Source organism: Candidatus Binatia bacterium, assembly GCA_035631035.1.
GTDB lineage: Bacteria > Eisenbacteria > RBG-16-71-46 > SZUA-252 > SZUA-252 > DASQJL01.
Genome location: DASQJL010000062.1, coordinates 48,346 through 61,887 on the forward strand (window position 1 = coordinate 48,346; position 13,542 = coordinate 61,887).

Here is a 13,542-nt window from a genome sequence, read left to right on the forward strand (position 1 = left end):
GTTACTTGGTCTCCGGAGTCGGGTGGTTGGCCGGCGCGTCATGGTCCGGCTCGTCGGTCGGGAGCTTCGGGAATTCGTGAGCGAGATCGGTGACCAGGGACGGCGTCACGGCGATCATCAGGTCGCGCTCGATCAGCTCGGTCTTCTTGTACTTGAAGAGCAGGTTCAGGACCGGGATATCGCCCAGGATCGGGAACTTCTTCACGGTCTTGTGCTGTTCGCTGTGCTTCACGCCGCCGATGACCAGCACGTCGCCGCTGTTCATCTCGACCGTGGTTCCGACGCGTCGCGTGGACACGCCCGGCACCACGTACCCGTTCAGCAGCACCGAGTGGGAGTAGTCCGGAGCGCTGACCTCGGGCGCCACGTAGAGCCGGATCCGGCCGCCGTCCAGGACGGTGGGAATGCACGCGAGCTTGATCCCATATTCCTTCCACTCGATCGTCACCGTCGTCCCGTTCACGGAGGAGCTGTTCGCGATCGGAACGGGGAATTCGCCGCCGGCCAGGAACGAGGCGCTGTCGCCGCTGGTCGCGACCAGGTTCGGGCTGGCCAGGGTCTTGACCGCGCCGTTCTCTTCCAGCATCCGGAAGGTCGTCAGGAAATTGGCGTTGCCGTCGCCACGCCGCCAGGTCGCGAACCCATCCGTCTCCGGACCGATCAGGGGCGGGTTATAGGGAGTCTCGACCTTGGTGACGAAGAGACCGCCGGTGATGGTTCCGTTGAGTCGCTTGGCATCGTGCAGCATGGCGGTCCAGTCGAAGCCCATCTCCTTCATCTTCTGCAGATTTACCTCGGAGATCCGCGTCTCCAGGAGGACCTGCGGCTTCGAGGACTGGTCGCTCACCGTCACGTCGTAGAGCGTGAAGTGACCGTTCTCTTCCCACACGACCAGCGAGGTATGCCCGGGAGCCTTGCCGTTCAGCACGACCGACCGCTCGGAGCCGACGGCCGCGTCGGCCACCTTGGAGTCGGCGATCGAGACCGTGCTCACTTCGTTCGGCATCTCGATGACGAGGGACTTGCCCGCTCCCACCTCGAGCGGCTCGGCCTTCCCGGCCAGCGCCGGCGCAGCCGGCATTGCGATCCATGCGAGGCCCAGGATCCCCAGGGCCAGCGCCGCGCGGCGGACGCCGCGTTCCACGTTACCGAGCATCGTGCGAACCATCGTTCGGCTCCTTGGGTTGGGGCTCATCGGACGCTATCGCGCAGCGCGGGAAGCTCCGTCACCTTGGCTTCACGGATGATGCGAACCGTAGGCTTCACCGGCCGGGTGGCAGGCATATGAGGCACGGTCGCCGCAGCCACGGCCGTTCCCGTCTTGTTGAGCGAATGCTTGACCGCTTTCGCCAGCTTGGGCCCCGGCCTGCCATCGAGCATCTCGCCTGTGGATAGACCGGCAACGCGCATCGTGTCGGCGTCCTCCGGGTTCCGGAGCACCAGGTGGATCTTGCCCTCGTGGAGTCCGAGGGCGAGTCTCTCGGCGCCGGCCGGGTCGACCAGGATCGTCACGGCCTGGACGGTGATCGGCTTGTTGTCCTGCTGGGTCGTCTTCTGGCCCGAAGCGAGCACCTCGGCGTTCTGGAGGATGGTCTTGGTCTGCGCTTCCTGATCGGCGCCGCGGCCGTCCACGGTGCAGAGGACGTCGACGCGATCGCCGGGGAGCACGAAGCCGCTGACGCCCGAGACCTGGTTCACCTCGAGGCTCGTGGCGCGCAGGCCGGGGCGGACCAGCATCGAGAGGCCGCCGCCCCGTGAGGAGAGCTTGGTCACCGTGATCGGCTCACGCGCGGCCAGGAAGATCTTGGTGGTCTGCCCCACGACCGAATCGGGGTCGGAGAACGCGCCCGCCGGAACGCTTTCCTTGGGATAGCGCACGACGCGGAGCTGCGCCCGGTCCAGCTTCGCCCCGAACGTCAGGTCGGTCGCGGTGATCACGACCGGGACGAAGTGTTTGGACGTGTTCTGCGCGACCTTCTGCGCCGTCGCCTTGAGACCGGCATAGCCGGCCAACGCGGCGAGAGCGCCGAGCACGAGGGCCAACGCGAGTACGGATCTGGATCGGGACATCGTTCTCCTCCCTAAGGGGCCGACGGGTCTCCGCCGGTTTCGTGACGCATCACGCACTGACTCGACATGGAAATGGTGTTGCCGTAATCGCCGCCCACGAGGGCGTAGATCCCTGGGGTCATGAACGTGAACGTGGCGGTCACGGTGACGTGATCCAGCTTGGTGCCGGCGTCGGGACCGGTCACCGTGACCGCCGTCGCGGCAATGCCCGCCGGAGCCAGGATCTCGTTCACGCGGCCGCTGACGCTCGCCAGGTCCGGGTCCGTGATCACGGCGATGCGCGCGCCCTCGCGAGCGGCCTGGTCGAGTACGCTCTTCGTCTGGAACGCGCGGCCGAAGTCGAGCATTCCCATCGCGAGCACGAGGAGGATCGGGAGGACGAACGCGGCCTCGATCAGCGCCACGCCGCTCTCCCGCCGCCCGGCTTCCCGAGGAGCGCGACCCGCGGATGCGCGCGCCACGTCGTCGTGCTGCACACTCATTGCGCGCCTCCGAGTCGGGGTACGAGGGCCAGCGTCACGGTCGCGAGCGCGATCGCGACGCCGAACGGGATGTAGATCCTGGAAGTCTCCGGAGCGGCCACCGGCACCCCGGCCGCCCGGGTTGCCGCCCAGCGGGCCAGGCCCGCCGTTCGTCCGAGCATTTCGCGCAGCCGTCCGAGACGGAGCGCCGTCACGACGCCGAGCAGCCCGCCGAAGATCAGCGCGGCCAGCCCGGCGAGGAGCGCCATCGGAAACGAGAGAATGGCGCCGACCGCCATCAGGAGCTTCACGTCTCCCGCGCCCGTGAAGCGGAACAGGTAGCCCGGGAGAAGAAGGGCTCCGGCCGCCAGTGCGCCGCATGCGGAGAGGAGAAGGCCCTGCCCGGCCCCGAGGGCGCTGTGCACGCACAGCGCCGCTACGAGGGCCGGGATGGTCAGAGCGTTCGGGATCCTGCGCGAGCGCAGGTCCGTCCAACTCGCCACACCGCACAGGATCACCGCGCCGCCGGTCATCCAAGGTGTAGTCATGTTGGTTGTGTTCGTCGAATTACATCGCGTTCAGAGCGTCCACCGCAGCCTGGTACGCACCCTCGACCGCCGTACGGAGGCCGAGCGGGTCCGCGATGATGACGGCCGTCGCGATCGCGGCCACGAACGCCGCGAGAAGGCCATACTCGATGAGATCTTCGCCACGCTCGTCCCGAATGAAGTTCTTCAGCATTGAAGCACCCTCCCACTACAAGACTGTGGTACTGCGTTTGCCCGACCCGGCCCGTTTCAAGTTCGGTCTCTTCCGGGCGAGCGGCCCACTACCGGCGCGTGGCGGATGACCTCCGCCGCGAGGCGTTTGGACCACGCGCGCATCCATGCAAGGGCAACTTCGATGCCGCATTTCATCGCAGAGCGCTGCGCGTCCCTACCTATCGGCTGGGGCAGGAATTAGCAGGAGCGAAAAGCGCATCGCGCGCGCGGGACGCACGCCGGGGAGCCGAAAACTGGGGGAGATCACCCAAGTGAAGGCTGGAATTGTCCCCAAGTCCTTGTGCGGCTAGGATGGTCGTATCCAACCGCTTCCGCGATTCCACCGACCCAGGAGCGCGCATGAAACTCGACTCGGTCTTCCGCTACCTCGACGACAACAAGGACCGCCTCACGAACGAGCTGGTCCAATTCCTCCGCATTCCGAGCATCAGCGCACACCCCGACCGCGACGCCGACGTCGCCGCCGCCCTGGACTACGACAAGCGGAAGCTCGAATCGCTGGGCTTCAAGACCGAGGTGTGGCCGACGCGCGCGCACGCGGGACTCTTCGCCGAGCGGATCGAAAACCCCGATCTCCCGACGGTGCTGATCTACGGGCACGTGGACGTTCAGCCGGTCGATCCGGTGGAGCTCTGGAAATCGCCGCCGTTCGAGCCGCGGATCGCGGACGGGAAGATCTGGGCCCGCGGCGCCGACGACAACAAAGGGCAGCACTACGCCCAGATCGCGGGCGTCGAGGCGGCGCTCCAGGCCGGCGGCGGTCTCCCGGTGAACGTGAAGTTCATCCTCGAGAGCGATGAGGAGCACGACGGCGAGGCGATGGCCGCCGAGTTCCCCAAGCACGGGAAGAAGCTCGCGTGCGACGTGATCGTGGTCTCCGACTCCCAGATGCCCGATCTGGACCACCCGGCGCTCACCACCTACCTGCGCGGGATCCAGGCGTTCGAGATCACGATCACGGGGCCCAACGGCGACAAGCACTCCGGCGAATGGGGCGGGATGCTCTACGAGCCGGTGGACGTGCTCCGCTACGTGCTGCAGGAGCTGAAGGACTTCAAGACGGGGCGGGTGCTGATTCCGGGCTTCTACGACGACGTGGTCGTGCCGGGCGCCGAGGAGCGGAGCGCGATGAGCAACGGTCCCTGGGACGACGCGGAGAAAGCGCGCGAGATCGGCGTCACGCGTCTCTTCCACGAGGAGGGATTCACCGCGCGCGAGTCGGGCGTGATCCGCCCCACCCTGCAGGCCAACGGGATCTGGGGGGGCTACACGGGGCCGGGGTTCAAGACGGTGATCGGCAACACGGCCAAGGCCAAGATCAGCATGCGCCTCGTGCACAACCAGAATCCCGAGAAGATCGCGAACCTGTTCGAGAAGCGGGTGCGCGAGTTGGTCGGCGACATGGGCACGGTCACGTTCCAGCGCTTCGGCGCGGGACTGCCCTTCCAGGCCGATCTGGGGAACCCGTTCGTGAAGGCCGGGCTGAAGGCGCTCGAATCGGGGTTCGGAAAACCCGCGGTCGTGATGGGCATGGGCGGGTCGATCCCGATCGTGGCGCCCCTGGTCAAGGCCACGGGGGCCCCTTGCGTGCTGATGGGCTTCGGGTTGCCCGGAGACAACCTTCACGCCCCCAACGAGCACTTCGCCCTGTCCTGCTTCTTCGGCGGGGCCAAGTCGGCGGCGGCCTACCTCTACGAGGTCGCCGCCCGGGCGGGAATATCGTCAAGCCGTTAGAAATACACTTGTTGTGCTTTTGAAATTAAGTATCCTGCGTCTTGGGGGTCGGCATCTAAACGGTAGGAGACCTAGGGAAACAGATTAGGGAAAGCCTATTGAGGTGCGCCCCTCCGGCCAGGGACGGCCGGGGAGGATGTGCCCCAGTCACGGAAGACGGGGCGCGAACGGCGGCAGGGTCCCGAGCTCGTGGTTCTCACCGGCACCCGACTCCACCCTCCCGTAACGGCGCGCCCCTAATTTGCGCCTGGGGTCGCCACCGTGGAGTGAGCGCCGGCGGTCCCCGCCGCCCGGCAGGCTCGCCACCCGCTAGAGCGTCGTCACCGCCAGTCCCGAAAAGTCCGCCACCGTGTCGTCTTCGGTCCAGAGTCCCACGTTCCCCGCCGAGAAGCGCTCGTCCCGCAGCTTCATCTTCACCACGCCATCGTAGATCACCTCCAGCCGCTCGCCCACGCGGCGAACGCCCAGGGTGTGCCACTCGTCGGGGCGTGGGGGCTCGACCGGAACCATCTTGATGTCGCGCCGCTTGCCGTTCAGCAGATAGTGCGCGATCAGCTCCTGGCTCCGGCCGCTGACGCGGACGAGATAGCCGTTCTTCCCCTTGGCGTCGAGCTGGAACGCGATCCCCACCGAGGGATCGATCCCCCCCGATCGAATCCGGTAGCGCACCGACGTCTGCTGGTCGGCGACGCGCGGCTTCAGGAACTGGAGCGCATGCGACCCCAGCCCTTCCTCGAAGTCCATCTGCCGCAGGAGGCGCGTGCCGGCCTGCGTCGAGTCTTCCAGCACCGCCCAGCGGCCGCTGGCCACGCGCGTGGAGGCCGGCGCCTGGCCCAGCGTGTCGGCCTCGAACGTCCAGGTATAGGTCCTCCCCGGGAGCGGCGCGCGGGTCCCGGCAGAGACGGGACCGGCAACCACCGCCGTCAAGCACAGCACCACCCACATCCTCCGCACGCTCACGCACCCTCCTTCAGAGCCAGGAACAGCCGCATCGTCGCCTCCGTGTCGCGGCCGCAGTAGGCGAGCAGGCGCTCGCGCAAGAGCTCGCGCGCTTCCGCCGGCTGGCCGGGATCGGTCATGTCCGAGAACGCCAGCGACGCCTGGCTCCCGTCCTTGATCACCAGGTCGCCGTACCCCAGCCCGTCCACGACGGCCGGAAGGACGTCCTTGATCGAGAACGAGCCGCGCAGGTCGGGATGGTAGTAGTGGAGGTGGAGGAGCCGGTGCAGGTCCACCATCCGATGCTCGACGTGATCCAGGAGCGGGGCCGCGAGATCGGGCAGCGTCTCGGCCAGCTCCCGCATCGTCCGCGCCTCGAATCCGGAATAGACCACGATGGAGCCCGCGCCGTCGAGCGCCTCGAGGAGGGCCATGGCGAGGGACCGGCGCGGATCGGTGCGCGCGTCGTGCAGATACTCGCGATGCTCCACGGCGCCGTTCTCGTGGAGCACGTGATCGCTCCACTGGAACGGCGTCGGCTCGAAGGGGCGCGTTCCGGGAATCACCGGAAGCGGCGCGCTGCACGATTCGAAGTCGAGGAAGTGAATCGGATAGGCGGCCTTCGAGAGCTCCTCCCGGAGTCTCGGGTCCTGGAACGGCGCGCCGTCGATCAGGCAATCGCGCACGCGGCGCTGCAGCGTGCTCAGCCCGTCGAAATCGTCCGGGATCTCGCGAATGTCGGCGATGCCGAGCCCGGCCAGCCGGCGCCGCAGCCGCTGGTCCATGCGCGGCAGGGTGTGGATCGGGTGCTCGGCGCCGTTCTGGTGGCAGGCCCCGTGGAAGGGGCAGCGGTGGGGCCGCTCGCAGTGCTTTCCGATCGCGATGTCCGGGGGCTCGAGCGCCCAGAGAACCTGGCGCATCGACTCCACCCGTCGCAGCAGATCGGGAAGCCGGCGGCGGGCGTCCTCGGTCAGCTCGCGCCTCGTGAAGAGGAGCGCGGGATCGTAGGGCCCCCCCGGCCACACGTAGTCCCCGTTCACGTGGAGCACGGAAATGCCGCGTACCGGAACGCCCGAGCCCTCGACCACGTGGAGCTGGATCGCCACGTCGGTCACGTACTCGTCCTTCACCTGCTTGCTCGACTTGACCTCCACCACCTCCCAGCTCCGCTCGTCCGCCCTGGCGATCACGTCCACGCGGACCCGGATCTGGTCGAACGTGAAGGCCGCCTCGAACACGGCCGGCACGCCGGGATCCGCCATCGCCTCGCTCGTGGCCCGGGCGGCGTCGTCGTGGTGGTAGGCGTCGTGGCCGATGAGGACCCCGCCCGGGAACACGGCGCGCGCCGCCACGCCCACCTGCCGCCCGACCTCGATCAGCCCCTGGCGGGCGGCGTCGAGCGGGTCCTTCTGATCATGGGCGTAGCATTCGAGATAGAGGCGCTTGGCGCACTGGAGGCCCGCATGGACGCGGGACTTGGAGAGCGGCTTGATCGAGGCGCGGGTGGACAATGCACCTTCCCGAAGCAGGGCCTGGCTCATGGCTGGAACGGGTACATGACCCGAAAACGATAGCACAGGGGAAGTGGCCGGACGCGGGCGGACCCGGGCGAACTGCAGCAGGATGTCAGAGAGCCCGCCGCGCCGGCCGACCCGAGTATATCGCGTCCGCGCGGGCTGGTGTACGATCGGTCCGCCCGTGAGCGATCCCACCGATCCCATCGCGCTGTTCCAGGACTGGTTCGAATCGGCCCACCACGTGGGACTGCCGGAGCCGTCCGCCGCGGCGCTCGCGACCGTGGACGCCGACGGGCAGCCCTCCGTCCGCATGGTGCTCCTCCGTGGCCACGACGAGCGAGGATTCGTCTTCTTCACCAATCTGAACTCGCGGAAGGGACGCGAGCTGCTCCAGCCCGGCCGCACGCCGCTCGCGTCGCTCTGCTTCTACTGGCCGCCGCTCGCGCGGCAGGTCCGCGTCGAGGGACGCGCCGAGCGCGTGGACGACGCCGAGGCCGACGCCTACTGGGCGACGCGCCCGCGCGGGCACCAGGTCGCCGCGTACGCCTCGCCGCAGAGCGAGCCTCTTCCCGGCGGGCGGCGCGAGCTGGAGGCCCGGTTCGCCGAGTGGGATCGGAAGCTTCCGCCAAAGAACGTGGCGCGCCCCGACTACTGGTCGGGATTCCGCGTGATCCCCGCCACGGTCGAGTTCTGGGAGGGACGCGAGAACCGGCTGCATCGCCGCGTCCTCTACACGCGAACGGACGCCGGATGGACCGAGACGACGCTCGCTCCCTAGCGCTCCCGGCCGCCCTGTTCCTCCTGGGCGCGGCGTCGGCCGCCTTCGACGTCGGCTGCGTGCTGATCAAGACTCCCTTCCTGCGCCCCGGCGTCACCCTGGGCGACGCGATCGAGACGGCCGGAGTGTTCGTGGTGATCGCGCTCTTCGCGCGCGTGGGGAGGCTGGCCGGGCGCGGCCCCGCGGGCGGCGCCGCACTCCTCGCCGGATTCGCCGCGGCGGCCTTCGCCTTCGGGCATGGCGCGCATGTCGCGGCCAACTCGATCCACGATCTCGCCGAGCGGAGCGGGGCGGGCGATCCCACCGGGCTGCTCGACTTCTGGGACGAACACGTCGGGCACTACGCCGTGGACAGCGGGCGGATCCTCTTTGCGATCGGTCTCCTGGGGCTGCCGGCGGAGCGCGCGAAGGGCGCGGCACGCGGATCCGTTCCCGCGTTGCTCGTGATCCTGGGCGGCGCGGCGTACGGCTTCACCACGTTCGCCTCGGCCGTCGAGGGGCAGACCGTGCCGCTCGTGCTTCCCTTCTACGCACTCGCCGCGATCGCGATCCTCGCCCTGGCGCGCGCCGGGCGCGGCGTCCCCTGGATCCGCTCCTTCTTTGGCGCGGCCGCCGGCACGGCGCTCCTCTTCTTCCTGATCTGGGGGGTCTGGCAGCACGGCTTCCCCGAGTTCACGCGCGCGGGGATTCTTCGCGGCGCGGGGGCGCGGTCCGGATGAACGCGCGCTTCCTCGCGGCGATCGCCCTCTGCGGCTCCCTGGCCCCGGCCGCCGCGGCCCGGGGCGCTCCTCCTGCGAAAGGCGCGCACCCGCGGGCGACGGCATCGGCGCCCGCCGACACCTCGCGGCTCTCCTTCGAACCCTATGCCGTGAAGGGCCTGGACGGCGTGGAGCGCCCCGCCGAGCTGGGCCGGCTGGTCGTTCCGGAGCAGCACGCGCATCCGGCGGGCAAGCAGATCGCGATCGTCTTCCTCCGCTTTCGATCCCCGAGCACCTCGCCCGGGCCTCCGATCGTCTTCCTGCCGGGAGGCCCCGGGTACCCGGGGACGCTGCTCGCGCGGACCCCGCCCTATCTGGAGCTGTTCGAGAAGCTCCGCTCGGGCTCCGACGTGATCGTCCTCGATCAGCGAGGGTCGGGCCTCTCCAACCCCACGCTCCAGTGCGCGGTCCGCGGTTCGCTCCCTCCGGACGCCTTCGAGACCGAGGCCAAGACGGCGTCGGCGCTCGGGAGCATGCTCCGCCCCTGCGTCCGTCTCATGCGCAACGACGGCATCGCCATCGAGGCCTACAACACCGGCGAGAGCGCCGAGGACCTCGAAGACCTGCGCCGCGCCCTGGGCGCCGAGCGGCTCCGCCTGATCGGGGTCTCCTATGGAACCGAGCTCGCCCTCGAGATGATCCGCCGCCACGGCGACCGCGTGGACGCGGCCGTGCTGGCGGGGACGCGCGGCCCCGACATGACCTGGCGCCTCCCCTCCGTGAACGATATCCAGCTGAAGCGCGTCTCGAGCCTGGTGGCGAAGGATCCGGGCTGGGGGCACGATCTCCCGGATCTCGAGGGCTCGGTGCGCCGGCTGATTGAGCGGCTGTCGTGGCGGCCGGCCACGCTCCCGATCACCGACCGGAAGACGGGGAAGGTCGTGCCGATGCGGATCGGGCCCGCCGGCATCCAGGCGATCCTCGGCTCGGATCTGAACGATTGGACGCGCGCCCCGTTCCTCCCCGCCCTGTTCGGCTCGCTCGCCAACGGCGACTCGACGCTGCTCGTCCGCCGGGTCGAAGACCTGGTGAACACGACCGCCTCGGGCATCTCGGTGATGCAGGTGACGACCGACTGCGCGTCGGGCGCCTCGCCGGAGCGGCGCGGCATCGTCGCCCGGGAGTCGCGTTCGGCGCTCCTCGGCAACGTGAAGAACATGCTCGTGAATCCCGCGTTCTGCGATCTGGTGGGAGGCGCCGACCTGGGGCCGGCGTTTCGCGAGCGGATTTACAGCCCGGTGCGGACGCTGTTCCTGACCGGGGCGATGGACGGGGTCACGCCGCCCTTCCAGGCCGAGGAGGTGCGCTGGGGATTTCCCAACGGGATTCACCTCGTGGTCGAGAACGGATGGCACGAGGTGCTTCCCTTCAACGAGGTGCAGCAGGCGGTGGAGGATTTCTTCGCGGGTCAGGATCTCCGCGGCCGCCGGATCGAGCTCCCCAAAACCCGCTTCCTTTCGCTGGCCGAAGCCAAGACCCTCACCGCTCCGGGCCCCCCGCGGCGATGAACGGAAACGGCCCCGGCGACGTCCGCCGGAGCCGCTCCTTCGTTCCTTCCCGCGCCGCAGCGCGGGTCGTTTCAGCCGCGCGAGGCGAGACGCGGTCCCCGCCGCTCCTCGGCATGCGACGTGATCTGACGCCAGAGGGCGCCGGCGTTGGTCTGCCGAATGCGCGCCGTCTCGGTGATCGAATGGAAGCAGAAGACCAGCCCCAGCCCGGTCGCGATCCCCGCCATCAGATCGCCGCGCTGCCCCGCGCCGCCGGAATAGATCCACGAGAAGGCCATCGCCGTCACCACCGTCACGTTCGCGAGCGCCGCGACGGCCCAATCTCCCGAAGGATTGAAGCCGGGCACGACCTCGAGCTGCGCGAGCCGCGTGAACCACTGCGGGCCCGAATTGCCGTTCGGCTCCATGAACTCCTTCACGTACCCCGCGATCAGGCGGACCTGATGCCGTCCGTGGACGGCGGCATAGAAGCCGAACGCGGTCGCGAAGATGACCGGAAGCATGAGGCTCGCGCTCTTCGCGGCGATGCCCCAGGAGAGGAGCACGGCGGCCGCGATTCCCGCAGCCGTCCAGCAGACGAGCGAGGTGCGCTCGGCGTCGCGGCCGCGAGCCATCAGGGCCTGGTACTCCAGCGAATCCCAGTCGGAGAATGCAGCCATGGTCGGTCCCCCTTTGCGTTAGGTCTCGTCGAAGGCCCGCTCCCCGCGGGGCCGGATGGACCTATCGGCAGGTACCCCTCCTTTTGTGAGCGTCTCGTGATCGAAAGGTGGCGCACATGTGACGTCTGGTCCGCCCTGGCGCCCGCCGGTCACGGCGCGAGGCCCGCCCACCGCCGGGCAAGAACCCTCATGTGCTTGTCCCCGCATGACTTGAGGGCCGGCGCCGCAACGGCATGTGGGTTGCAGAGGACGGCGGCGCACTCGTGCCGGTGAGACCACGTGTTCGAGGACCCAGGAAAGGAGCCGCAGATGATTCGGACCGTTACGATGGGAGCGGCGGTAGCCGCGCTGGTGGCAGCGTCGCTTCTCGCGACCCCGGGTGAGGCGAAGGCCGACCCCGGCGGAAAGTGGTGGACCCCGAAGCAGGGGCGCGAGCGACGCGTCGAGGGAGTGTACCGCCGCGATTCCGCACCCCGCGGCTTCAGCCGGCAGTGGCGGAGCTGGGGCGATCACCGGGTCTATCGGGACCGGATCGTGATCCGCGCGAGCCGGGGACCGCGCTATCAGGCATGGCGCACCTACTGCCCGCCCGAGTACATCTACTCGCGGCACGTCATCCGCGTCCGGCCGATCCGCTTCGTCGTGGCCGCCATGTTCGGCGGCGTGCGGTTCCAGGGCAGCTACCACGACGACGACTGCCTCTACGGCTGCAACTTCTGCGACGCGCGCTTCAGCAGCTACGGGGCGTACTACGCCCACGTCCAGTCGTGTGCCCATCGCCCGCAGGGATATCGGGTGCAGTGCAGCGATTGGGGGAGCGCCGGCGATTGGGGAGACGACGGCTGGCGGAATCTGGGCGACCGCGATCCCGGCTACGATCGCAGTTACGATCGCGGCTACGACCGGGGCGATGACGGGCGCTGCGACAAGGACGACGACGGTCGCTACGACCGTGGCGGCCGCTGGGATGACGACCACCGCGACATGGACGACGACGACGATTACGACCGCTGATCCGCGGGACGGATCGGCGTCGGACCGAGGGGAGGCGATCACCCGCCTCCCCTTGCGTTTTCGACGGACCTGAGTAGCCTTGATTCAGCCAGCGCGATACGGTGATCGCGCTGGCTGCTCTCTTCTGGAGGAACTCCTGACGATGCGATTCCGGCCCGCCGCGCTCATCCTGCTGCTCCTCGCGGCCGGCTCCTGCGGCCGCTCATCGCGCGAGGTCCAACCGCCGCCGCCCGCCTCTTCCACCGACTACCGCGCCGTGCTCGTCGCGAGCGGCCTGTCGCAGCCGGTCGGGGTGGTCGCCGCTCCCGGCGACACGACGCGCCTGTTCCTCGTCGAGAAGACCGGCGCGATCCGAATCCTTCAGGGAGGATCGCTCCGTCCCCGCCCCTTCCTCGATCTGAGCGCCCGCGTGAGCGGCGGGAGCGAGCAGGGACTCCTGGGGCTCGCCTTCCACCCGGGGTACGCCGCGAACGGTCGGTTCTTCGTGGATTACACCGACCTGAGCGGAGACACGCGCGTCGTCGAGTTCCAGGTCTCGGCCAATCCCGACAGTGCCGGCGCGACGGAGAAGGAGATCCTCTTCGTGGACCAGCCGTTCGCGAACCACAACGGCGGCCAGCTCGCCTTCGGTCCCGACGGCAAGCTCTACGTCGGTCTGGGCGACGGCGGGAGCGGCGGCGACCCGCAGGGGAACGGGCAGAACCTGGGCACCCTCCTCGGGAAGATCCTGCGTCTCGACGTGGACGCGGCCTCGCCCTACGCGGTGCCCGCCGACAACCCCTTCGTGGGCCGGGCGGGCGCGCGAGGCGAGATCTGGTCGTACGGACTCCGGAACCCGTGGCGCTTCTCCTTCGATGCGGAGACCGGAGCGATGTGGATCGGGGACGTGGGACAGGACTCGTGGGAGGAGATCGACGTGGAGCCCGCGGCTCAGGGAGGGCGGAACTACGGCTGGAACCGGATGGAAGGGACGCACTGCTACCCGCCCGGAACCACCTGCAACCCGCTGGGGATCACGCTGCCCATCGCCGAATACGATCATGGCGCGGGGTGTTCCGTGACCGGAGGCTTCGTCTACCGCGGCATGGAGCTGCCCGAGCTGCGCGGGACCTACTTCTATGGAGACTACTGCACGGGGATCGTGCGCAGCCTGCGCCTGGTGAACGGAGAGGCCGCCGTGCCGCGCGACTGGACGCCCGTGCTTCGCACGGCGGCCGGCGGTCCCATGCAGGGGCTCTCTTCCTTCGGGGTGGACTCGAACGGAGAGCTCTATTGGACGCTGCTCTCGGGAGAGGTCTACCGGCTGGCGCGCCGGCCCTAGC

General features: G+C 69.0%; 14 protein-coding genes. 6 read left to right on the forward strand and 8 right to left on the reverse strand.

The features are described 5' to 3' along the window. Window position 1: 1 nt before the first annotated feature. The 5 genes from VE326_06565 to VE326_06585 are packed head-to-tail and all read right to left on the reverse strand — an operon-like array spanning window position 2 to window position 3,272. Complete coding sequence (locus tag VE326_06565; protein ID HYJ32868.1) at window positions 2-1,168, reverse strand: pilus assembly protein N-terminal domain-containing protein; 1,167 nt, start codon at window positions 1,166-1,168, stop codon at window positions 2-4. A gap of 23 nt (window positions 1,169-1,191) precedes the next feature. Next, a complete protein-coding gene (gene cpaB / locus VE326_06570) occupies window positions 1,192-2,070 on the reverse strand; it encodes a Flp pilus assembly protein CpaB (protein ID HYJ32869.1) in 879 nt (292 codons plus the stop codon). An 11-nt stretch (window positions 2,071-2,081) separates the two neighbouring features. After that, complete coding sequence (locus VE326_06575; protein HYJ32870.1) at window positions 2,082-2,552, reverse strand: TadE/TadG family type IV pilus assembly protein; 471 nt, start codon at window positions 2,550-2,552, stop codon at window positions 2,082-2,084. Continuing rightward, a complete protein-coding gene (locus VE326_06580) occupies window positions 2,549-3,079 on the reverse strand; it encodes an A24 family peptidase (GenBank protein HYJ32871.1) in 531 nt (176 codons plus the stop codon). The genes VE326_06575 and VE326_06580 overlap by 4 nt, the downstream gene beginning before the upstream one ends. A 19-nt stretch (window positions 3,080-3,098) precedes the next feature. Continuing rightward, entirely contained in the window at window positions 3,099-3,272 is a 174-nt protein-coding gene (locus tag VE326_06585; GenBank protein HYJ32872.1) for a Flp family type IVb pilin, read from the reverse strand. A 380-nt stretch (window positions 3,273-3,652) separates the two neighbouring features. Between VE326_06585 and VE326_06590 the strand changes: the two genes are divergently transcribed. Further along, a complete protein-coding gene (locus tag VE326_06590) occupies window positions 3,653-5,047 on the forward strand; it encodes a M20/M25/M40 family metallo-hydrolase (GenBank protein ID HYJ32873.1) in 1,395 nt (464 codons plus the stop codon). A 309-nt stretch (window positions 5,048-5,356) separates the two neighbouring features. Here VE326_06590 and VE326_06595 read toward each other — a convergent pair whose 3' ends face one another. Both VE326_06595 and VE326_06600 read right to left on the reverse strand, forming a co-directional pair. Beyond that, window positions 5,357-6,007, reverse strand: coding sequence for a hypothetical protein (locus tag VE326_06595; GenBank protein HYJ32874.1), 651 nt, complete (start codon window positions 6,005-6,007; stop codon window positions 5,357-5,359). Then, window positions 6,004-7,527, reverse strand: coding sequence for a DUF2779 domain-containing protein (locus tag VE326_06600; protein ID HYJ32875.1), 1,524 nt, complete (start codon window positions 7,525-7,527; stop codon window positions 6,004-6,006). The genes VE326_06595 and VE326_06600 overlap by 4 nt, the downstream gene beginning before the upstream one ends. Before the next feature lie 157 nt (window positions 7,528-7,684). On the opposite strand from VE326_06600, the gene pdxH reads away from it, so the two are divergent. Genes pdxH through VE326_06615 form a run of 3 tightly spaced genes read left to right on the forward strand, consistent with a single transcriptional unit; the run spans window position 7,685 to window position 10,547 of the window. Beyond that, window positions 7,685-8,281: a pyridoxamine 5'-phosphate oxidase gene (gene pdxH / locus VE326_06605; protein HYJ32876.1), complete on the forward strand. Its 597-nt coding sequence runs from the start codon at window positions 7,685-7,687 to the stop codon at window positions 8,279-8,281. Next, a complete protein-coding gene (locus tag VE326_06610; protein ID HYJ32877.1) occupies window positions 8,254-9,000 on the forward strand; it encodes a hypothetical protein in 747 nt (248 codons plus the stop codon). The genes pdxH and VE326_06610 overlap by 28 nt, the downstream gene beginning before the upstream one ends. Then, the gene (locus VE326_06615) at window positions 8,997-10,547 is read left to right on the forward strand and encodes an alpha/beta fold hydrolase (protein ID HYJ32878.1); all 1,551 of its coding nucleotides are present in this window, start codon (window positions 8,997-8,999) and stop codon (window positions 10,545-10,547) included. Before VE326_06610 ends, VE326_06615 begins: the two co-directional genes overlap by 4 nt. Window positions 10,548-10,618: 71 nt before the next feature. On the opposite strand, the gene VE326_06620 is transcribed toward VE326_06615, so the two are convergent. After that, window positions 10,619-11,206, reverse strand: a complete 588-nt coding sequence (locus VE326_06620) for a hypothetical protein (GenBank protein HYJ32879.1) — start codon at window positions 11,204-11,206, stop codon at window positions 10,619-10,621. Between the two features lie 309 nt (window positions 11,207-11,515). Between VE326_06620 and VE326_06625 the strand changes: the two genes are divergently transcribed. Next, on the forward strand, window positions 11,516-12,220 hold the full coding sequence (locus VE326_06625) for a hypothetical protein (GenBank protein HYJ32880.1): 705 nt from the start codon (window positions 11,516-11,518) through the stop codon (window positions 12,218-12,220). Between the two features lie 142 nt (window positions 12,221-12,362). Next, window positions 12,363-13,541 (forward strand): PQQ-dependent sugar dehydrogenase, encoded by a 1,179-nt coding sequence (locus VE326_06630; GenBank protein ID HYJ32881.1) that lies wholly within the window; start codon window positions 12,363-12,365, stop codon window positions 13,539-13,541. The last annotated feature ends 1 nt before the right edge of the window (window position 13,542 follow it).

Bases quoted from the DNA above. Each gene is read 5' to 3' on its own strand.
- VE326_06565 (HYJ32868.1), bottom strand. From the start codon at position 1,168: ATGGTTCGCACGATGCTCGGTAACGTGGAACGCGGCGTCCGCCGCGCG.
- cpaB (HYJ32869.1), bottom strand. From the start codon at position 2,070: ATGTCCCGATCCAGATCCGTACTCGCGTTGGCCCTCGTGCTCGGCGCT.
- VE326_06575 (HYJ32870.1), bottom strand. From the start codon at position 2,552: ATGAGTGTGCAGCACGACGACGTGGCGCGCGCATCCGCGGGTCGCGCT.
- VE326_06580 (HYJ32871.1), bottom strand. From the start codon at position 3,079: ATGACTACACCTTGGATGACCGGCGGCGCGGTGATCCTGTGCGGTGTG.
- VE326_06585 (HYJ32872.1), bottom strand. From the start codon at position 3,272: ATGCTGAAGAACTTCATTCGGGACGAGCGTGGCGAAGATCTCATCGAG.
- VE326_06590 (HYJ32873.1), top strand. From the start codon at position 3,653: ATGAAACTCGACTCGGTCTTCCGCTACCTCGACGACAACAAGGACCGC.
- VE326_06600 (HYJ32875.1), bottom strand. From the start codon at position 7,527: ATGAGCCAGGCCCTGCTTCGGGAAGGTGCATTGTCCACCCGCGCCTCG.
- VE326_06610 (HYJ32877.1), top strand. From the start codon at position 8,254: ATGGACCGAGACGACGCTCGCTCCCTAGCGCTCCCGGCCGCCCTGTTC.
- VE326_06615 (HYJ32878.1), top strand. From the start codon at position 8,997: ATGAACGCGCGCTTCCTCGCGGCGATCGCCCTCTGCGGCTCCCTGGCC.
- VE326_06620 (HYJ32879.1), bottom strand. From the start codon at position 11,206: ATGGCTGCATTCTCCGACTGGGATTCGCTGGAGTACCAGGCCCTGATG.
- VE326_06625 (HYJ32880.1), top strand. From the start codon at position 11,516: ATGATTCGGACCGTTACGATGGGAGCGGCGGTAGCCGCGCTGGTGGCA.
- VE326_06630 (HYJ32881.1), top strand. From the start codon at position 12,363: ATGCGATTCCGGCCCGCCGCGCTCATCCTGCTGCTCCTCGCGGCCGGC.